This window comes from Prosthecomicrobium pneumaticum (assembly GCF_014199915.1).
In the GTDB taxonomy this organism is placed as follows: Bacteria; Pseudomonadota; Alphaproteobacteria; order Rhizobiales; family Kaistiaceae; genus Prosthecomicrobium; species Prosthecomicrobium pneumaticum.
Window position 1 is genome coordinate 37,552 of the sequence record NZ_JACHOO010000002.1, and the last position, 18,550, is coordinate 56,101.

The following is an 18,550-nucleotide window of genomic DNA, read 5'->3' on the forward strand; positions in this document are numbered from 1 at the left end:
CGCGGCATTCGCCCGACGGTGCGACTGGCGCGGTCCCACCCTCATCGGCCACCCTCGAAGCGCCGCACCCGGCGATCCATGCCGCCCTCGCGAACGCCCGCCTCGCCGGCCGCGGTGAGCGCGTGGACGCGGAAGCGATGATCGACCGGGTCGACCTCGACGGTGATCGTGCCCGGCGTGAGCGTGATCGAATTGGCATAGGTGGCGATGCCGACCGGCGTGCGCGGCCCGAAATCGACGGTGAAGAAGCGCGGCTCGGGGGTGCGGCCGGACAGGATGACCTTCGTCACGTCGAGCGAGGATTTGAGGATCTCGACGACCAGCCACGGCCAGTAGAGGAGGCCCGTGCCGATCCGCTCGACCGGATGGCCCTCGCGATCGCCATAGCCGACCCGCCGGCCGCCGGCCGCCACCACGGCCGCGACGAGCGCACCGGCGCCGATCAGCCAGACCGTATAATGGCCCGACAGGAGCAGCCAGAAGGCGAACAGCGCGACGAACAGGCTGAGGGTGCGGAGCAAGGGCGATCCCGGGTTGGAGAGGGCCGAAGGACGCCGGTCCTCCTCGAGGTCGCCCCTTCGGAATCCGGCCCCGCCATTGAAACGAAGCTTCAGGGTGCGATCAACCGAAACCGGACGCCGCATAGCCCGCAATCCCGCAACCGGAGGCTCTGCGCGCTCACGAACCGGTCACGATGGCGTCATCGCGGCGTCTGTCTGCCACCGGGCGTGCGGCGGTCGGGGGAGGACGATGGCGGGCACAGCGCGCGCCCTACCCCCTCTCCCGCCCTGCGGGAGAGGGCCGGGGTGAGGGTGCGCTACGCCGCGAATCGTCCGGTCGGAAGGAAGCGAAGGCCCTCACCCTGCCCTCTCCCGCGTCGCGGGAGAGGGGATGCCCGGCCGGTGTGCCCCGTCAAATCGCCGCCGAGGACTCGCGAGCCACGCGGGACCAAGGGAGCGCCCTTCCCCCTCTCCCGCCTCGCGGGAGAGGGCCGGGGTGAGGGTGCGCTACGCCGCGCATCGGCCGTTCGGAAGGAAGCGAAGGCCCTCACCCAACCCTCTCCCGCGTCGCGGGAGAGGGGATGCCCGGCCGGTTTGCCCCGTCAAATCGGCGCCGAGGACTCGCGCGCCATGCAGGACCGAGGGAGCGCCCTTCCCCCTCTCCCGCCAAGCGGGAGAGGGGATGACCGGCCGATGCGCAATGAGTGGGGAGCGAGGAGCCGGGACCGCGCCGCCTTGAACCCGCCCCGCTCTCAAGGCAAGGAAGGTTCATCCCGCCGGGCGCCTCGCCGTCCCGCCCTCCTTTTGCCGGAGCCGCCGCCTTGTCCTCGTCCGCCCCCTCCCCCGCCGCCGCGCCGGCCGGTCTCGTTCCGCCCGTTGCCGCGGCACGGCCGGTCACCACGACGGAACACGGCATCGCCCGCACCGACGCCTATGGCTGGCTGCGCGCCGACAACTGGCAGGCGGTGATGCGCGACCCGGCCGTGCTCGCGCCCGACATCCGCGCCCATCTTGAGGCCGAGAACGCCTATACCGCCGCGGCGATGGCCGACACCGAGGCGCTGCAGGCGGCGCTCTTCAAGGAGATGCGGGCCCGCATCAAGGAGGACGACTCCTCCGTGCCGGCGCCGGACGGACCGTTCGCCTATGCGATGCGCTATCGCGAGGGCGCCCAACACCCGCTCCTCGTGCGCACGCCGCGCGACGGCGGCGACGAGACGGTGCTCCTCGACGCCAATGCGCTCGCCGAAGGCAAGGCCTATTTCCAGCTCGGCGGCGCCGACCATTCGCCCGACCATGCGTTGCTCGCCTATGCCTATGACGACAAGGGCTCCGAATCCTACACGGTGAGACTGCGCGAACTCGCGACCGGCGCGGAACGCGCCGAGGCGATCGAGGGCACGACCGGCGGTGTCGTCTGGGCCGCCGATGCGGCCGCCTTCTACTACACCACGCTCGACGACAACCATCGGCCGGACAAGGTCTTCCGCCACGTGCTCGGCAACGACCCGGCGCGCGACGAACTGATCTATGAGGAGGAGGACCCCGGCTTCTTTCTCGGCGTCGACGCCACCCAGTCGAACCGCTTCGTGCTCGTCGATTCGCACGACCACGAGACCTCCGAAGTCCGGCTGATCGACATGACGGCGCCGGGCGCGCCGGTCCTCGTCGCGGCGCGGCAGGAGGGCGAGGAATATTCCGTCGAGCACCGCGGCGACACGCTCTACATCCTGACCAATGCCGGCGGCGCCGAGGATTTCAAGATCGTCACCGCGCCGGTCTCGGCGCCCGGCCGCGACAACTGGACCGACCTCGTGCCGCATCGGGCGGGCGTGCTGATTCTCGGGCTGACGCTCTATGAGCGCTTCATGGTGCGGCTCGAACGCGAGGGCGGCCTGCCGCGCATCGTGGTGCGCGAACTCGCGACCGGCGCGGAGCACGCCATCGCCTTCGACGAAGAGGCCTATTCGCTCGGTCTTTCCGGCGGTTACGAGTTCGACACGACGACGCTGCGCTTCACCTATTCCTCGATGACGACGCCCGACCGGGTCTACGACTACGACATGGCGAGCCGCGAACGGGTGTTGCGCAAGGAGCAGGAGATCCCGTCCGGCCACGACCCCGACGCTTACGTGACGCGCCGGGTATTCGCCCCCGCGACCGACGGCGAGACGGTGCCGGTCTCCCTCCTCTACCGCAAGGACACGCCGCTCGACGGCACCGCACCGCTGCTCCTCTACGGCTACGGCGCCTATGGCATCAGCATTCCCGCCTCCTTCTCGACGACCCGGCTGTCGCTGGTCGACCGCGGTTTCGTCTATGCGATCGCCCATATCCGCGGCGGCAAGGAGAAGGGCTTCCGCTGGTACAAGGACGGCAAGCGCGAGAAGAAGACGAACAGTTTCGACGACTTCATCGCGGCGGCGCGCCATCTCGGCGCGGCGGGTTTCACCGCGCCCGGCCGCATCGTCGCCTGGGGCGGCTCGGCCGGCGGCATGCTGATGGGCGCCGTCGCCAACAAGGCGCCGGAGCTCTTCGCCGGCATCATCGCCGAGGTGCCCTTCGTCGACGTGCTCGCCACCATGCTCGACGACACCCTGCCGCTCACCCCGCCGGAATGGCCCGAATGGGGCAATCCGATCGAGAGCGAGAGCGACTACCGGACGATCGCCGCCTATTCGCCCTATGACAACGTCGCGGCGCAGGCCTATCCGGCGATCCTCGCGCTCGGCGGGCTGACCGATCCCCGCGTCACCTATTGGGAGCCGGCGAAATGGGTGGCGAAGCTGCGCGCCACCAAGACGGATGACCGGTTGCTGATCCTGAAAACCAATATGGACGCCGGCCATGGCGGCGCTTCCGGCCGCTTCGATCGTCTGAAGGAGACCGCGTTCTCCACCGCTTTCGCCCTCAAGGTGGTCGGCCGGGCGGCGGCCTGAGCCTTTCCGGCGCTCCCTGGCTGCCATATCTTCCTTCGTGATCGGCAGCAGAGGAGGCCGGAATGCGGTTCGCAAGGCGGTTTGGCGTTCGGCTCGCTTCGGCGCTGCTCGTGGCGGGCATCGCCGTCCTCGGCCAAACCGGGGACGGCGGCGCGCAGGAACAGCGCTATCCGCGCGTCCGCGCCTATTCCTGCGACTGGCTCGGCGGTCGGATGGGGGCCGACCGGGTCTGGACGGTGTGGTTCCAGGGCGAGCGGGAGACGATCCGCGACCGCATCGAGCGAACGAGTGTGCGCGGCTGTTTCGAGACGCAGGCCGATTGCAAGGCCTGGCTCTACTGGATGCAGTCCGACTTCCCGCGCATGATGAATTTCGGCCAGTGCCGGCGCGGCCTCGGCTGAGCGGCCCTAATCGAGGGGTCGGGTCCGCGGGCGCTGAAACTCCAGGCGGTCGGTCAGTTCAGCAACCTGCGCGGAGATATAGGAGAGCTCCTCGCGCATGCGCTCCAGTTCGCTCGCGAGGTCGTCGACGAGTTGCACCAGCCCGGCGTTGAGATTGTGCCCCTGCGGGTCGCGCACCGGATCGATGTGACGGCGCAGATTCTCCTCGAAGAACTTGCGCGCATTGCGGACACTCATACCCTAGCCCCTCGTTCAACCCCCCGGCGCCTTCCTAACATCCTTGGCGCGACGACGAAATGACGTAACGGCACAAGGCCTTACAACCGCTGCGGTCGACCGGGCCGCAGAGCGGCCCGGTCGGTTCTCCGTCGATCAGACGGCCTTCTCGTAGAGTTCGAGCACGTAGTCCCAGTTGATCAGGCTGTCGACGAACGCCTCGAGATATTTCGGACGGGCGTTGCGATAGTCGATGTAGTAGGAGTGCTCCCAGACGTCGACGCCGAGGATCGGCGCGCCGCCATGGACGAGCGGGTTCTCGCCGTTCGGGGTCTTCGAGATTTCGAGCTTGCCGTTCTTCACCGACAGCCACGCCCAGCCCGAGCCGAACTGCGTCGTGCCGGCCTGGATGAAGTCGGCGCGGAACTTGTCATAGCCGCCGAGATCGCTGTCGACCGCCTTGGCGAGCTTCTCCGGCAGGCTCTTGCCGCCGCCACCCTTCTTCATCCACTTCCAGAAGTGGATGTGGTTGTAGTGCTGCCCGGCATTGTTGAAGAGGCCCGGATTCTTGCCGTAGCTCTCCTTGACGATCTCTTCCAGGCTCTTCCCCTCGAGCCCCGAATCCTTGAGCAGGTTGTTGCCGTTGGTGACGTAGGCCTGATGGTGCTTGTCGTGGTGGTATTCGAGCGTCTCCTTCGACATGAAGGGCGCGAGCGCCTCGTAATCGTAAGGCAGCGCGGGGAGTTCGAAGGCCATCTGGCTCTCTCCTTTTGGTGCGGTTCGGCGGACGCGAAAACCGTCGCGGCGCCGGGGGCGGGGACGTTCCGAGCGGCACCATAGGCGGGCTTCCGCGCCGCGACAACGGGGCGCCCGAGATCAGAAACGCAGCACGCGGAACTCCGTTCACGGCGCCATCATTTTTGCGTCACCGGGCGGCGGCCGGGTTGTTTTTCCCCTCGGCCGCGGCGAGCCTGAGCGTCCACCACAGCGAGGTTCGTCATGCCGCGTCTCTCCGTCCTCCTTCGCGCCGCAGCGCTCTGTGCCCTTCTCGCGCCCGCCGGCGCGGCCCTCGCCCAGCAGGATCTGCCCGCCGCGCGCGAGGCGACGATGAAGGAGATCGCCGGCGCGGCGCGCACCGTGGGACAGATGGTACAGGGCCGCACGAGCTATGACGCGGCGGCGGCGAAGGCGGCGCTCGAAACCATGTCCGCGGCGGCGGAACGCTTCCCCGATCTCTTCCCGGCCGATTCGGGCCCGGACGGCGCCGCCCTGCCGGCAATCTGGGAAAACAAGGCCGATTTCGAGGCGCGCGCCATGAAACTGTCGGCTGACGCGACCGCCGCGGCGAACGCGACCGGCGGCGGCGTCGAGGCTCTGAAGACCGCCTTCGCGCGGATCGGCCGCTCCTGTGGCGGCTGCCACGAGCTCTACCGCGCGCCCTCGCCCTGATCGGCCTCTTCCCGTGCGCCGCGCCCTCATCGTCCTCGTGCTCCTCGCGGCGCTCGCCGGCGGCGCGTTCTGGGCGCTGACCGCGCCGCGGCCGCTCGAGGCGGCCGTCCTGCCGGCGGAGGCCGGCGATCCGACGCGCGGCGAGGCGCTCTTCTGGGCGGGCGGCTGCGCGGGCTGCCATGCCGCACCCGGCGCCGAAGGCGATGCGAAGCGCTTGCTCGCCGGCGGCGTGGCGATCAGGACGGAGTTCGGCACGTTCCACGCGCCGAACATCTCGCCGGACCCGGAGCACGGGATCGGGAAGTGGTCGACGCTCGATTTCGTCAACGCGATGAAAAAGGGGCTCGCGCCGGATGGCAGCCATCTCTATCCGGCCTTCCCCTACACCTCCTATCAGCGGATGACGGTTTCCGATCTCGTCGATCTCGACGCTTTCCTGAAGACGCTGCCCGCCGATGCGACGCCGAGCCGGCCGCACGACCTCGCCTTCCCCTATTCGTTCCGCCGCGGCCTCGGCCTTTGGAAGCTGCTCTATCTCGACGGCGAGACCTTCACACCCGATCCCGCGAAGAGCGACGCGGTCAATCGCGGCGCCTATCTCGTCGAAGGCCCGGGCCATTGCGGCGAGTGCCATACGCCGCGCACCGTCCTCGGCGGGCTCGACCGTGCGCACGCCTTCGCCGGTGCGCCGAACCCCGACGGACCCGGCACCATCCCCAACATCACCTCCGGCAAGGGCGGCATCGCCGACTGGACGGCCGAGGACATCGCCGCCGCGCTCGAGACCGGCTTCACCCCCGATTTCGATTCGCTCGGCGGCTCGATGGCGGAAGTGCAGCGCAACATGGCGCATCTGACACCGGACGACCGTCTGGCGATCGGCCTCTACCTGAAACAGCTGCCGCCGCAGGACACGGCACCGTGAGACGTCAGGCGGAGGCGGCGTCGACCCACCCTTGAAACGCGGTGCGTCACGCGTCATCTTCAGCGCGACACATGACGTCCCATGGTGATTTTCATGGCCGAGATCGCGCATCCTCAGCCTTCTTCCGATTTCGAACGGGTCGTCGATCTGCTCGGCGGCACGAAGGTGTTCCGGCGTCGGCCCGCCGGGCCGCTCGATGCGCACGAGATGCTGCTCGCCGGGCTGCCGGGGACGGCCCTCACCCATCTCGTCGGCAGCCTCGAAGTGCTGCGGCCGACCGCCGCTCTCGAACGCGCGATCGGAATGAGTTTGAGGACCCTTCAGCGGCGCCGGGAGGCGCCGGAGAAACCGCTCAGCCAGGAGCAGAGTGGCCGCGCCTGGAAATTCGCCGAGATTCTCGCCCGCGCGAGCGCCGTGCTCGGATCGCAGGAGGAGGCCGAGCAATGGCTCGAGCGGCCGGCGCTGGGTCTCGACGGCCGGCGGCCGATCGACCTTCTCTCGACGCCGGCCGGCGTCGAGCTGGTCGAGGACTTCCTGCGCCGCCTCGAATACGGTGTCTACGTGTGACGCCGCTTCCGGCGGCGCTCGGCGGCGGCGAGCTCGTCGCCTGGCGCCTCGACGCGGAGCCCTTTGCGGCGAGCTGGGACAGCGGCGAAGGCGCCTATCGCGTCGGCGGCCGGTGGAACAGCCGCGGCGTGCGGGCCGTCTATTGCGCCCTCGATCCGGCGACGGCGATCCTCGAAGTGGCGGTGCACAAGGGGTTCAAGGCGCTGGATACGGTGCGGCACGTACTGACGGCGCTCCGCATCGACGCGCCGGATGCCGTCCACGTCGTGTTGCCGGAGGCGGTGCCCAATCCGAACTGGCTGCGCCCCGGAATTCCGAGCGCCGGTCAGCAGGCCTTCGGCGACCGGCTGCTCGCCGAGCACGCCTTCGTCGTGCTGCCGAGCGCGGTGTCGTCCCACAGCTGGAACATGATCTTCGTCGCGGCGGCGGCGGCCGGTCGCTATGCGCTCCATCTGCAGGAGCGCTTCGCGCTCGATCCGAGGCTCCACCCCGCCTCCTGAAGCGCTGCGCTGCCGGGTCCCTGTGATCTTCCCTCAGGCCGCCCGTCGCCCCCGAGCCTCAGCGCTCCGCGGATTTGATCCATTTCGCCACCGTCGGTGGCTGATAGGCCGCGAAGCGGCCGATCAGGCGGGTGGGGTCGGTCTCGACGATCAGCATCTCGCGATGCGCGGCCCGCACGAAGGCCTCGTCGACCTGATGGTCGAGGAAGGCGGCGAGCTTGCCGTAGAAGCCGGCGATATCGAGAAGCCCGACGGGCTTCGCATGATAGCCGAGCTGCGCCCAGGTCCAGACCTCGAACAGCTCTTCGAGCGTGCCGATGCCGCCCGGCAGGGCGACGAAGCCGTCCGACCGATCGGCCATCAGGGCCTTGCGCTCGTGCATCGAGCCGACGACGTGCAGCTCGGTCAGGCCTTCATGGGCGATCTCCTTCTCGACCAGCGAGCGCGGCATGACGCCGATCACCGGCGCACCGGCGGCGAGCGCGGCATCGGCGACCGCACCCATCAGGCCGACCTTGGCGCCGCCATAGACGAGCGTGCCGCCCGCCGTGGCGATCGCGCCGCCAAGCGCGCGCGCCGCATCGAGATAATCGGGCCGGACGCCGGCGCTCGACCCGCAGAAGACGCAGAGCCGCATCAGCCCTTCTCCGCCAGTGCACCGAGAATGCGCGCCCAGGAGCGGATGCCACCATGGAAGCTCGCGAGGTCGTATTTCTCGTTCGGCGAGTGGATGCGGTCGTCGTCCTGCGCGAAGCCGACCATCAGCACGTCGGTGCCGAGGATCTCGCGGAACGAGCCGGCGACCGGGATCGAGCCGCCCGAGCCCTGGAAGACGCAAGGCCGGCCCCATTCCGCTTCGAGCGCGCCGCGCGTCGCCTTGAGCGCGGGGATGTCGGTGGAGAGGCGCAGGCCCGGCGAGCCGCCATGCGGGATGAACTCGACCGAGCAATCGGCCGGGATCTTCGAGCGGACATAAGTGCGGAAGGCGTCGCGGATCGCGTCGGGGTCCTGCCGGTCGACGAGCCGGAAGGAGATCTTGGCCGAGGCCTTCGCCGGGATGACGGTCTTGAAGCCGTCGCCCGTATAGCCGCCGGTGATGCCGTTCACCTCCGCCGTCGGCCGCGCCCAGATCTTCTCGAGCACGGCGCGGTCCACCTCGCCGGCCGGAACCGAGAGGCCGACGGCGCCGAGAAACGCCTTCTCGTCGAAGCCGAGCGCCTTCCACTGCTCGGCGATCTCGGCCGGCAGTTCGCCGACGCCGTCATAGAAGCCCGGCAGGGTGACGCGGCCGGTCTCGTCGCGCAGCCCGTCGAGGATGTCGACGAGCACATGGATCGGATTGCGCGCCGCGCCGCCATACATGCCGGAGTGGAGATCGCGCGAGGCTGCGGTGACGACGATCTCCTCGCCGACCAGGCCGCGCAGCATGGTGGTGATCGCCGGCGTCTCGCGGTCCCACATGTCGGTGTCGCAGATGAAGGCGAGATCGGCGGCGAGCTCGTCGCGATTCGCCTTCATGAAGGGCTCGAGGCTCTTGCTGCCCGATTCCTCTTCGCCCTCGAGCATCATCGAAACCCGGATCGGCAGGCTGCCGGTCACCGTCTTCCACGCCCGGCAGGCCTCGACGAAGGTCATCAGCTGACCTTTGTCGTCCGAGGCGCCGCGGCCGAAGATCACCTTGCGGCCGTCCTCCTCGATGACGGCGGGCGCGAAGGGCGCGCGGCTCCACAAGGACAGCGGATCGACCGGCTGAACGTCGTAATGGCCGTAGAAGAGCACGTGCGGGCAGCCCGCCGCCGAACGGTCGTGCGCGACCACCATCGGATGGCCGTCGGTCTCGCGTGCCGACGCCTCGAAGCCGATCGACGAAAGATCGGCGGCGAGCCAGTCGGCCGCGGCGGCGACGTCGCCGGCATGGGCGGGATCGGTGGAGATGCTCTCGATGCCGAGCAGCGCGAAGAGGCGGGAAAGGCTCTCGGGCAGTTCGCCGTCGATATAGGCGAGAACGGCGTCAAGACGGTCGTCGGACATCGGCGGGCGCTCCTGGCGGAATCGGCGGAACGGGAGGGCCGCCACCATAGCCCCTCCCGCGCCGCGGTGCACGGGGCGGCGTCGCCGCGCCCGTCCCGTCGTGTCGCGCCCCGGCGGACGGCCTCAGGCGCCGACGAGGGCGTGGATGTTGCCGTCCGGATCCGCGAACCAGGCGATCTTCATAGGGTCGGAGACGTGGAGATCGCCGTCGAGCCGGCTGCCCGGCATATCGTAGTGCAGGAAGGCGACCCCCCTCCCCCGCAACTCCGCGACGAGCGCGGCAATGCCCTCCCCGACATCCCAGGTGACGGCGGTCGCCCGGTTCGTGCCGGCGAAATCCGAAGGGTAGACAAGCAGAGGCGCGCCGCCGGCGCGATAGGTCGCGGTGCCCGGCTCCTGATGGCCCTCGGCGAGCGCGAGGCCGAGCGTCCCCTCGTAAAAGGCACGGGCGGCATCGAGGTCGCGCACGGCCACGGTCGCGATAGGGGTGGCATTCGACAGCATGTCGTCCTCCTCATTTTCTGGATCCTCGTCGCAAGGACGCAGAGCGAGGCCGGCTGCCGACACCGCGCCTTCTATTCGACCAGCCTCTCCTCCGGGCCGGCAGCGATCTCCTGCACGAGCTTCGAGCGCACCGCCTCGGCGAAGCTTCGCGCCTCGTCGACCACGATGACGAAGGCACCCGGCCCGCCGATCACCTCGTCCCGGTAATGGTCGACGAGGCCGGTGCCGCGCGGTCCCGAAACGGCGCCGCCGGGCCGGCGGATGACGAGGCCGTTGATCGTGATGCCTTGCGCGAGCGCGGCGGCACGCGCCGGAGCGAGCGGCGGACCGCCGATCTGCGGCCCGTCGCCCGACACGTCGATCACCTTGCGCCACGCCTCGTGGTCGTTCTCGCGGATCAGGCGGGCGGCGTATTCGATCGCGCCGGAGATCGAATTGTAGCCGAAGGCCTGGCGCGGTTCGCTGCGCACCTTGCCGGCGAAGACGGCGGCGCTCTGCGCATCGCGCACGACGTGCCAGTCGACGATGGTGTGCTGCGAGGTGGCACCGCCCCATTCGACATAGGCGATGGCGATCGCCCCATAAGGCCCGGATCCGATCGCCGCGAGCACCTCCGGGCTTTCGAGCGCATCGGCATAGCCGTTCCGCTGCAGGCGGAGTTCGTCGGCGTCGATCGAACCCGAGCCGTCGGCGGCGAGCACCAGTTCGAGATCGACGGTTTCCGCCCCCGCGGAAACGGCGAAGACAGACAGAAGGGCGAAGGTCCAGGCGAGGCGGCGCATGGCGGTCTCCCGTGATGACCGGCCGGGACGCCGGCATGGAAGAGCCTACATGAAGCGACGGCGACCGGCGGATTTCCGTCGCCGCTCACGGAGCTTTGAACCGCTCCGCGCCTGCGCGCCCGGTCACAGCGGATGCGCCATGGCGATCGACACTTTCCGATCGGTCGGCGCCAGCCCACCGCGGGCGAGGACGAAGGCCCCGACCCGGCAGGCCCGCGGCCTCAGAGCGAGATCTGGCCGTAGCGCAGCGCCTCGACGACGGTGTGCGTCTTGTTGGTGGCGCGCAGCTTGTCGCTCGCATTCTGCAGATGGGCGTGCACGGTGCGCTGCGAGATGGCGAGCACCTCGGCGATCTCCACCGCCGTCTTGCCGATCGCGGCGAGCGAGACGACGCGGCGCTCCTGCGCGGAGAGTTCGCCCGGTCGCTCCCGCCGGACCGCACCGAGCGCGAACAGGCGGCGGAAGGCCTGTCGCAACAGCCAGTCCATGCCGGCGAGATGGCGATCGTCGATCTTCATCCGCTCCCCGGCGACCACGAGCGCGCCCTGCCATGGCGCGAAGTGCCAGATCGGCACGACGCCCACGGCGTGCGCGGTCTCGCCGCGGATCAGGGCGGCGGTGCCGGACGGGCGGTTGCCGCCGGCATCGTCCTTGTCCGTCCACGCGAAGCCGACCTTGCCGTCCCGCGCCCGCTGGAGGAGCGGGTCGGTGGGGTCGAGCAGGCCCGTGCGCGGTCCGGTCCCCATCACCTCCTCGAGCCGCAGCACGAGTACGAGCGGATCGATCGAGCGGCCCGGCAGCGGCAGGCCGCTGATGACATAGCGGTCGGCGCCGAACTGCAGCAGCAACTCGTCGAGAAAGGCGAAAACACCCTCCGCCTTCTCCAGTTCGGCGAACCGTTCCGCATATCCCGAGATGATCTTCGACATCACTGCCTTGCTCGACTGGCCGATCAGATCGGCCCGGAGGCCACGAAAAGCCAGGGGGCGCAGCCTCGCCCTCGAGACCACGCGACATCAAGACAGCGATCCTGCCCCCCCGGCATTGCACTCACCTTAGGGAAGGACGGCCTGCTGGCAAGCGACAAATTTCCGATCAGCGTGGCGATTTTGCCGCGATCCCGCCGTTTCCGTCGCGACCGGCGCACCGGCACAATCTTTCCTGTGCATCGGTCGGGCGATCAATTAAACCGTGTGGCGCCGAGACGCTCCTGGAAGAAGCCGCTCGGCCGGGCCACGCCGACCGCCACGCCGGTTCGGGTCAGCACCGGTTCCTGCGCGAGCCGTGCGATCGTCGCGGCCGCCTCGCCCTCGAGAGACAGCAGGGCGGCGATCACGGCGGCCATCATTCTCTCCGACGCCCGGGTCGCCCCATCCTCGCATTTCAAAGCGACGCCGAGGCCCAGTTCGGGAAAGGCGGCGCAGAAGACGCCTTCCGCGCCCGTCTTGACGAAGCTGCGTCCCGGCAAGAGCCGCATCACGGTCGTGCAGAAGCGGTCGCTGCCGGCGACCATGAAGGGCTCGGCGAAACAGGCGTCCATCAGCGTGCGGGCCGCGGCCGCCCGTTCGGCCGACAGGCCCCTGCCGGTCGCGAGCCGTGCGAAGCCGGTGGCGAACGCCGCGAGCGGCAGCGCATAGGTCGGGATCGCGCAGCCGTCCGTCGCCGCGACGCTCGCGTCGACCGGCACGCCGAGCACATCCTCCATTGCGTCTCGGATCAGGCTCTGGACGGGATGGTCGTAGCCGACATAGCCGGCCGGATCGATGCCGAGATGGCAGGCGGTGCACACGAAACCCGCATGCTTGCCCGAGCAATTGTTGTGAAGGGCGTTCGGCCGCCCCCCGGCGCGCACCAGATCGCGCCGCGCGTCTTCCGCCGTCGGCCAGTGAACCCCGCATTCGAGGGCCGAAACGTCCCGCCCCGCGCGCGCGAGCATCGCCGCGGCCGTCTCGACATGCAGCGTCTCGCCGCCATGCGAGGCGCAGGCGAGCGCCAGTTCGCGCGGGCCGAAGTGATAGGCATCCGCCGCACCGGTCTCGACGAGCGGCAGCGCCTGGATGAGCTTGACCGCCGAGCGGGGGAAGACCCGCTCCGCCGTCGCGCCGATCGACAGCACATCCCGCCCCTCCGCGTCGCGGATCGCGACGATGCCGCGATGCCGGCTCTCGACGCGGTCGCCGCGCGTCACCTCGACGAGGATGGGTGCCGTCTCGCTCATGATCGCTCTCCAGGGCCGGTCCGAGGGTCACGGCCAACCGGCTCCATCGCGCCGCCCCCGTCTTGGCCCGGTGAACCATAGCGCCATCTCGCGCGTATCCGGAATGCGGCAGTTCATCCGAAGTCGGTCCGTTCCCCTCACGAATAGAATGGTAACACCCGCCTGACATTTCCGTGATGCTACAATCCGCTCTGCTCACTGCCTCCGTATAACTTCCGAGTCCACAAACAAGAGGGCTCGGAAACCTTGAGGAGAGCATCATGACGTCTTTCATCGGCAAGCTGGTTCGGGCCTCCGCCGTGGCGCTCGTGGCGGCGACGGCATCCGTCGGGGCGACCGCGAGCTTCGCGCAGGACAATCCGATGGTCGGCGGTGCGGCGATGTTCGCCGACAAGACGATCGTCGAGAACGCCGTCAACTCGAAGGATCACACCACGCTCGTTGCCGCGGTGCAGGCCGCGGGCCTCGTCGACACGCTGTCGGGCGCCGGGCCGTTCACCGTCTTCGCCCCGACCAATGCGGCCTTCGAGAAGCTGCCCGCCGGCACGGTCGAGACGCTGCTGAAGCCCGAGAACAAGGAGAAGCTCGTCGCGGTGCTGACCTATCACGTTGTCCCGGCGGCCGTGATGTCTGACGCGCTCGCCAAGATGATCGCCGATGACGGCGGCGAGCACGTGGTCAAGACCGTGCAGGGCGGCACGCTGGTCGCCAAGCGGGCCGGCGACGCGATCACGCTCACCGACGAGAACGGCAATGTCGCGACGGTGACGATCGCCGACGTGAAGCAGTCGAACGGCGTCATTCATGTGATCGACACGGTGCTGCTGCCGAAGGGCTGAGCGGTAACGCTGCGATCGGAAGGCCCGGCGGCTCCTCCCCCCGCCGGGCCTTTTTGTGCGCGCCTTCGGCGGAGCGGGCGGCCCCGCAGCCGCACCGCGGTGCGGCGGCTTGCGGCGCGGCCGGACGGGCGCTATTGCCGGCGGATGGCACCTCCCCTTCTCCATCTGCGCGACATCGGGCTCACCTTCGGCGGGCGGCCGCTGCTCGAGGACGCCGAACTGGCGGTCGGGGCGGGCGAGCGGCTCTGCCTCGTCGGCCGCAACGGCTCGGGCAAGTCCACCCTGCTCAAGATCGCCGCCGGCCTCGTCGAGGCCGACCGCGGCACCCGCTTCGTGCAGCCGGGCACGACGGTGCGCTATCTGCCGCAGGAGCCGGATCTTTCCGGCTTCGCCGATGTGCGCGCCTATGTCGAGGCGGGCCTCGGCCCGGGCGACGATCCGCATCGCGCCACCCTGCTCATCGAGGCGCTCGGCCTGACCGGCGCCGAGACCCCCGAGCGCCTGTCGGGCGGCGAGGCCCGCCGCGCCGCGCTCGCCCGGGCGATCGCGCCCGAACCGGACCTCCTGCTGCTCGACGAGCCGACCAATCATCTCGACCTGCCGGCGATCGAATGGCTGGAAGAGGAACTGCGCGGCTCGCGCTCGGCGCTCGTGCTGATCAGCCATGACCGCCGCTTTCTCGAACGGCTGTCGAAGGCGACGGTCTGGCTCGATCGCGGCCGCACAAGGCGGCTCGACCGCGGCTTCTCCGCCTTCGAGGACTGGCGCGACCAGGTGCTGGAAGAAGAGGCGCGCGAGCGCGAGCGGCTCGACCGGCGGATCTCGCAGGAGCTCGACTGGGTGCGCTACGGCGTCACCGCGCGCCGGAAACGCAATATGGGCCGGCTTCGTAAACTCGAGGGCCTGCGCGCCGAGCGGCGGGACCAGCGCCGCGCCGTCGGCACCGTCCGCATGGCGGCGAGCGAGGGCGCGGTCTCCGGCAAGCTGGTCGTCGAGGCGGAGGGAATCGGCAAGCGCTTCGGTGACCGGGCGGTGGTCGAGGATTTCTCGATCCGGATTGGGCGCGGCGACCGCGTCGCGCTCGTCGGCCCGAACGGCGCCGGCAAGACGACGCTGCTGTCGATGCTGACCGGGGCGCTCGCGCCCGATACGGGATCGGTGCGGCTCGGTACCAATCTCGAGATCGTCACGCTCGACCAGCGCCGCGAGAGCCTTTCACCGACCGCGACGGTCGCCGACACGCTGACCGAGGGCCGTGGCGATACGGTGATCGTCAATGGCGAGGCGCGCCACGTCGTCGGCTATATGCGCGATTTCCTCTTCACGCCGGAACAGGCGCGGACCCCGGTCTCCGCGCTGTCGGGCGGCGAGCGCGGCCGGCTGATGCTCGCCCGCGCGCTCGCCCGGCCGTCCAACATGCTCGTGCTCGACGAGCCGACCAACGATCTCGACATCGAGACGCTCGACCTGCTCGAGGAGCTCCTCGACGATTATGCCGGCACCATCCTGCTCGTCAGCCACGACCGTGATTTCCTCGACCGTGTGGCGACGAGCGTCGTGCTCGCCGAGGGAGCCGGCCGCTGGACCGACTATGCCGGCGGCTATTCCGACATGGTGGCGCAGAGGAAGGCACCCGCCTTCCAGCCGGCGAAGGCCGCCGCGGCCGGCGTGACGGCCCGCCCCGGCCCCGTCGAGCGCGCGGCGGCGCCGAAGCGCAAGCTCTCCTTCAAGGAGAAGCACGCGCTCGAGACCCTGCCGAAGCGGATCGATGCGCTCGCGGCGGAGATCGCCAAGCTCACTTCGAAGCTCGCCGAGCCGGACCTCTTTTCCCGCGACCGCAAGGCCTTCGAGACGGCCACCGCCCGCCTCGCCGCGGCGGAAACGGAGCGCGCCGCGGCGGAAGAGGAATGGCTGACCCTCGAAATGCTGCGCGAGGAACTGGAGGGGTAGTCTCTTTCACCCTCACCCCGGCCCTCTCCCGCAAGCGGGAGAGGGGGAAGGATCGCTCCGGCTACGGGGTTCGACATTAACAGCCGAACGGCCGGTTGGGACCCCCTCTCCCGCTTGCGGGAGAGGGTCGGGGTGAGGGCTCTTCCGCGCGCCATCAATCGAGCCGGCGGGCGCTCTCGCGGATGACGAGGGCGCAGGGCAGGCGGACGCGCACCGTCGGCTCTGGATCGCCTCCGGCGCGCATGCGGCGCAGCATGTCCTCGGCCGAGCGGCGACCGATCTCCGCCCGCGGCTGGTGCATGGTGGTGAGCGCCGGATCGTAATGGAAGGCGTATTCGGTGTCGTCGAAGCCGGCGACCGACACGTCGCGCGGGGCGACGACGCCGGCGCTGCGGATTGCGCGGAGGAAGCCGAAGGCGATCTCGTCCGCGGCCGCGAACACCGCCGTCGGGCGCTCCGTCGAATCGAGGAAGCGGCGCGCCGCCGCCTCGCCGGACGCGAAATCGAAATTCGTCGCACCGGTCCACAGCAGGCCGGGATCGAACGGGATGCCGGCGGCGGCGAGCGCCTCGCGATAGCCCGCCATGCGCTCGTTCGCCTCCGGATTGAGCGTCGGGCCGGCGATATGGGCGATGCGGCGATGGCCGAGGCCGATCAGATAGTCGGTCATGGTGCGCGCGGCGGCCCGGTTCTCGACATCGAACACCGAGAACCCGGAATAGCCCGGCATCTCGGAGAGCAGCAGGCTGACCGGGACGGTGTAGGGGAAATGGGTGAATTCCTCGTCGCGCGGCAGGTGGCCGGTGACGAGCAGCACGCCGTCGACCTGGCCGGCGCGGATCACCCGCGCGTAATGCGTCTCACGGCTGCGGTCCTGGCGCGTATAGCCGATCAGCACGCCGTAGCCCGCCTCGGAAAACACCTCCTCGAGCGCATTGAGGATCGGCGTGAAGAAGGAATTGCCGATCCCGGGCAAGAGGACGAGCACCATCTTGGTCGTCTTGGCGCGCAGGTTCCGCGCCGCCGCATTCGGCGTGTAGCCGGTCTCGCGGATCGCGGCGAAGACCGCCTCGCGGGTCGCATCGGTGACGCGGTCCGGCATGGCGAGTGCCCGGCTCACCGTGGCGGTCGACACCCCGGCGCGGCGCGCCACGTCCTGGATGGTCACCGGGCCGCGCACGGCCGGCGGCTTCACTGGTGCTTCTGCCATGGGTTCGCTTCCGCCCTCGCCTTCTGCTCGGCCCGCGCGCCCGCCGGCAAACTCCGGTTGACAGCCGCGGTCGGGAGTATAAATTGGATGTAATCGATTACAAGATACGCCCTTTCGCGCTGCGGCGCAGCAAAGGGTTTTCTATTCTGTGTGCGCCGCATACAGGTAGTTGGGGAGGACTGGATGAACATCGCAAAAAGGCTGCTCGCGACCGTGGCCATGGTCGCGGGCCTGGGTATTTCTTCGTCTCATGCTGCCGATCTCGAAGTAACGCATTGGTGGACGTCAGGTGGCGAATCCGCTGCCGTGGCGGAATTCGCGCGCCTGTTCAATGCCACGGGCAATCGCTGGGTGGATAGTGCGCTCGCCGGCTCCGGCACCGGCGCCAATCCGGTGATCATCAGCCGCATTCTCGGCGGCAATCCGATGGGCGCCACCCAGATGAACACCGGCCGCGACGCGGAGGAGCTGATCAAGGCCGGCCTTCTCACCGACCTCACCGACATCGCGAAGGAAGACGGCTGGTACGATTTCTTCGCCGACAAGACGCTGTTGAAGCCCTGCGAGTATGAGGGCAAGATCTACTGCGTGCCGATCAACATCCATTCCTGGCACTGGCTGTGGCTGAGCCCGAAGGCCTTCGAGAAGGCGGGGCTTCCGGTGCCGAAGGACTGGAACGAGTATGCGGCCGATTTCGGCAAGCTGCGGGAAGCGGGCGTCGTCCCGTTCGGCCTCGCGGCCGGCTGGCCGCTCAACGGCATCCCGCAGGTTCTGCTCGCCGGCGTCGGCGGCACCGATCTGTGGATGAAGGTCTATGGCGACAAGGACGCGGCCACCGTGCGCGGTCCGGAGTTCCGCAAGGTCGCCGAGGCGTTCGCGCAGATCCGCGACGCGGTCAACCCGGCCGAAGTGGTGCCGCAATTCGCCGATGTCGCCAACCAGATCATGCAGGGCACCGCCGCCGGCAACATCCATGGCGACTGGATCCAGGGCGAGTTCAGCCTCGCGGGCGCCGTGGCCGGCAAGGATTACGACTGCATCCCCGGCCTCGGCCTCAACGACCGCATCGAGGGCGGCGGCGATGCCTTCTACTTCCCGAAGCTGCCGGAAGGCACCGACCCGGCCGTGATCGAGGCGCAGAAGACGCTCGCCCGCCTGCTCGTCAGCAAGGAGGCACAGCTCGCCTTCAACCTGAAGAAGGGCTCGATGCCGATCCGCACCGACATCGACCTCTCGGGCGCCAATGCCTGCATGAAGAAGGGCCTCGAGATCCTCTCCTCGCCCGACGGACTGCTGCCTTCGGGTGAAGTGCTGCTCTCCTCCGACACCCAGCAGCAGCTCGTCGACCTGAACCAGGAGTTCTTCTCCGACAAGAGCTATGCGCTCGACGACTATATCGAGGCCTACGCCAAGATCATCGAGGCGGCGGACTGAGGCGGGGCGCCGCCCGCTAGGGCGGGGCGACGGCACGACCGTCGTCCCGCTTTCGCCGGCCCGTCGCCTTGGCGGCGGGCCTCCG

The 18,550-nt window shown here is 69.3% G+C and carries 19 protein-coding genes; 9 read left to right on the forward strand and 10 right to left on the reverse strand.

Annotated features, from left to right (window positions below):
• Positions 1 to 41: 41 nt before the first annotated feature.
• Entirely contained in the window at positions 42 to 521 is a 480-nt protein-coding gene (locus tag GGQ63_RS03850; RefSeq protein WP_183852744.1) for a Na+/H+ antiporter subunit E, read from the reverse strand.
• Positions 522 to 1,321: 800 nt separating this feature from the next.
• On the opposite strand from GGQ63_RS03850, the gene GGQ63_RS03855 reads away from it, so the two are divergent.
• Positions 1,322 to 3,439 carry a S9 family peptidase gene (locus GGQ63_RS03855; RefSeq protein WP_183852746.1) on the forward strand — a complete coding sequence of 706 codons (2,118 nt, stop codon included), beginning with the start codon at positions 1,322 to 1,324 and terminating at the stop codon, positions 3,437 to 3,439.
• Between the two features lie 62 nt (positions 3,440 to 3,501).
• Entirely contained in the window at positions 3,502 to 3,840 is a 339-nt protein-coding gene (locus GGQ63_RS03860) for a hypothetical protein (RefSeq protein WP_183852748.1), read from the forward strand.
• A 6-nt stretch (positions 3,841 to 3,846) separates the two neighbouring features.
• On the opposite strand, the gene GGQ63_RS03865 is transcribed toward GGQ63_RS03860, so the two are convergent.
• Positions 3,847 to 4,077, reverse strand: coding sequence for a hypothetical protein (locus tag GGQ63_RS03865; RefSeq protein WP_183852750.1), 231 nt, complete (start codon positions 4,075 to 4,077; stop codon positions 3,847 to 3,849).
• Between the two features lie 135 nt (positions 4,078 to 4,212).
• Complete coding sequence (locus tag GGQ63_RS03870; protein WP_183852752.1) at positions 4,213 to 4,812, reverse strand: superoxide dismutase; 600 nt, start codon at positions 4,810 to 4,812, stop codon at positions 4,213 to 4,215.
• 243 nt (positions 4,813 to 5,055) lie between these two features.
• Here GGQ63_RS03870 and GGQ63_RS03875 point away from each other — a divergent pair, with 243 nt between their 5' ends.
• From GGQ63_RS03875 to GGQ63_RS03890, 4 genes are all read left to right on the forward strand, one after another.
• Positions 5,056 to 5,505 carry a c-type cytochrome gene (locus GGQ63_RS03875; protein ID WP_183852754.1) on the forward strand — a complete coding sequence of 150 codons (450 nt, stop codon included), beginning with the start codon at positions 5,056 to 5,058 and terminating at the stop codon, positions 5,503 to 5,505.
• Positions 5,506 to 5,518: 13 nt separating this feature from the next.
• Positions 5,519 to 6,430 carry a c-type cytochrome gene (locus tag GGQ63_RS03880; RefSeq protein ID WP_183852756.1) on the forward strand — a complete coding sequence of 304 codons (912 nt, stop codon included), beginning with the start codon at positions 5,519 to 5,521 and terminating at the stop codon, positions 6,428 to 6,430.
• A 93-nt stretch (positions 6,431 to 6,523) separates the two neighbouring features.
• On the forward strand, positions 6,524 to 6,997 hold the full coding sequence (parS, locus tag GGQ63_RS03885; RefSeq protein ID WP_183852758.1) for a type II RES/Xre toxin-antitoxin system antitoxin: 474 nt from the start codon (positions 6,524 to 6,526) through the stop codon (positions 6,995 to 6,997).
• A complete protein-coding gene (locus tag GGQ63_RS03890; protein WP_183852760.1) occupies positions 6,994 to 7,497 on the forward strand; it encodes a type II RES/Xre toxin-antitoxin system toxin in 504 nt (167 codons plus the stop codon). Before parS ends, GGQ63_RS03890 begins: the two co-directional genes overlap by 4 nt.
• A 58-nt stretch (positions 7,498 to 7,555) precedes the next feature.
• Here the strand turns inward: GGQ63_RS03890 and GGQ63_RS03895 are convergent, their stop codons facing one another.
• From GGQ63_RS03895 to GGQ63_RS03920, 6 genes are all read right to left on the reverse strand, one after another.
• On the reverse strand, positions 7,556 to 8,134 hold the full coding sequence (locus GGQ63_RS03895; RefSeq protein ID WP_183852762.1) for an LOG family protein: 579 nt from the start codon (positions 8,132 to 8,134) through the stop codon (positions 7,556 to 7,558).
• Positions 8,134 to 9,528 (reverse strand): dipeptidase, encoded by a 1,395-nt coding sequence (locus GGQ63_RS03900; protein WP_183852775.1) that lies wholly within the window; start codon positions 9,526 to 9,528, stop codon positions 8,134 to 8,136. Before GGQ63_RS03900 ends, GGQ63_RS03895 begins: the two co-directional genes overlap by 1 nt.
• Positions 9,529 to 9,651: 123 nt before the next feature.
• Positions 9,652 to 10,032, reverse strand: coding sequence for a VOC family protein (locus GGQ63_RS03905; RefSeq protein ID WP_183852777.1), 381 nt, complete (start codon positions 10,030 to 10,032; stop codon positions 9,652 to 9,654).
• Between the two features lie 71 nt (positions 10,033 to 10,103).
• Positions 10,104 to 10,814 (reverse strand): DUF1194 domain-containing protein, encoded by a 711-nt coding sequence (locus tag GGQ63_RS03910; RefSeq protein ID WP_183852779.1) that lies wholly within the window; start codon positions 10,812 to 10,814, stop codon positions 10,104 to 10,106.
• A 221-nt stretch (positions 10,815 to 11,035) separates the two neighbouring features.
• The gene (locus tag GGQ63_RS03915) at positions 11,036 to 11,743 is read right to left on the reverse strand and encodes a helix-turn-helix domain-containing protein (protein WP_183852781.1); all 708 of its coding nucleotides are present in this window, start codon (positions 11,741 to 11,743) and stop codon (positions 11,036 to 11,038) included.
• A gap of 251 nt (positions 11,744 to 11,994) precedes the next feature.
• A complete protein-coding gene (locus GGQ63_RS03920; protein WP_183852783.1) occupies positions 11,995 to 13,032 on the reverse strand; it encodes an asparaginase in 1,038 nt (345 codons plus the stop codon).
• A 260-nt stretch (positions 13,033 to 13,292) separates the two neighbouring features.
• Here GGQ63_RS03920 and GGQ63_RS03925 point away from each other — a divergent pair, with 260 nt between their 5' ends.
• Entirely contained in the window at positions 13,293 to 13,871 is a 579-nt protein-coding gene (locus tag GGQ63_RS03925; RefSeq protein WP_183852785.1) for a fasciclin domain-containing protein, read from the forward strand.
• 144 nt (positions 13,872 to 14,015) lie between these two features.
• Positions 14,016 to 15,821 carry an ABC-F family ATP-binding cassette domain-containing protein gene (locus GGQ63_RS03930; protein WP_183852787.1) on the forward strand — a complete coding sequence of 602 codons (1,806 nt, stop codon included), beginning with the start codon at positions 14,016 to 14,018 and terminating at the stop codon, positions 15,819 to 15,821.
• A gap of 154 nt (positions 15,822 to 15,975) precedes the next feature.
• Here the strand turns inward: GGQ63_RS03930 and GGQ63_RS03935 are convergent, their stop codons facing one another.
• Entirely contained in the window at positions 15,976 to 17,031 is a 1,056-nt protein-coding gene (locus GGQ63_RS03935) for a LacI family DNA-binding transcriptional regulator (protein ID WP_183852789.1), read from the reverse strand.
• 306 nt (positions 17,032 to 17,337) lie between these two features.
• Here GGQ63_RS03935 and GGQ63_RS03940 point away from each other — a divergent pair, with 306 nt between their 5' ends.
• Positions 17,338 to 18,465 carry an ABC transporter substrate-binding protein gene (locus tag GGQ63_RS03940; protein WP_343061071.1) on the forward strand — a complete coding sequence of 376 codons (1,128 nt, stop codon included), beginning with the start codon at positions 17,338 to 17,340 and terminating at the stop codon, positions 18,463 to 18,465.
• Positions 18,466 to 18,550 lie beyond the last annotated feature (85 nt).

Excerpts from the sequence above, each read along its gene's own strand:
- GGQ63_RS03875 (WP_183852754.1), top strand. The coding sequence starts at position 5,056 with ATGCCGCGTCTCTCCGTCCTCCTTCGCGCCGCAGCGCTCTGTGCCCTT.
- parS (WP_183852758.1), top strand. The coding sequence starts at position 6,524 with ATGGCCGAGATCGCGCATCCTCAGCCTTCTTCCGATTTCGAACGGGTC.
- GGQ63_RS03865 (WP_183852750.1), bottom strand. The coding sequence starts at position 4,077 with ATGAGTGTCCGCAATGCGCGCAAGTTCTTCGAGGAGAATCTGCGCCGT.
- GGQ63_RS03870 (WP_183852752.1), bottom strand. The coding sequence starts at position 4,812 with ATGGCCTTCGAACTCCCCGCGCTGCCTTACGATTACGAGGCGCTCGCG.
- GGQ63_RS03895 (WP_183852762.1), bottom strand. The coding sequence starts at position 8,134 with ATGCGGCTCTGCGTCTTCTGCGGGTCGAGCGCCGGCGTCCGGCCCGAT.
- GGQ63_RS03935 (WP_183852789.1), bottom strand. The coding sequence starts at position 17,031 with ATGGCAGAAGCACCAGTGAAGCCGCCGGCCGTGCGCGGCCCGGTGACC.
- GGQ63_RS03925 (WP_183852785.1), top strand. The coding sequence starts at position 13,293 with ATGACGTCTTTCATCGGCAAGCTGGTTCGGGCCTCCGCCGTGGCGCTC.
- GGQ63_RS03900 (WP_183852775.1), bottom strand. The coding sequence starts at position 9,528 with ATGTCCGACGACCGTCTTGACGCCGTTCTCGCCTATATCGACGGCGAA.
- GGQ63_RS03930 (WP_183852787.1), top strand. The coding sequence starts at position 14,016 with ATGGCACCTCCCCTTCTCCATCTGCGCGACATCGGGCTCACCTTCGGC.
- GGQ63_RS03860 (WP_183852748.1), top strand. The coding sequence starts at position 3,502 with ATGCGGTTCGCAAGGCGGTTTGGCGTTCGGCTCGCTTCGGCGCTGCTC.
- GGQ63_RS03920 (WP_183852783.1), bottom strand. The coding sequence starts at position 13,032 with ATGAGCGAGACGGCACCCATCCTCGTCGAGGTGACGCGCGGCGACCGC.
- GGQ63_RS03910 (WP_183852779.1), bottom strand. The coding sequence starts at position 10,814 with ATGCGCCGCCTCGCCTGGACCTTCGCCCTTCTGTCTGTCTTCGCCGTT.
- GGQ63_RS03905 (WP_183852777.1), bottom strand. The coding sequence starts at position 10,032 with ATGCTGTCGAATGCCACCCCTATCGCGACCGTGGCCGTGCGCGACCTC.
- GGQ63_RS03915 (WP_183852781.1), bottom strand. The coding sequence starts at position 11,743 with ATGTCGAAGATCATCTCGGGATATGCGGAACGGTTCGCCGAACTGGAG.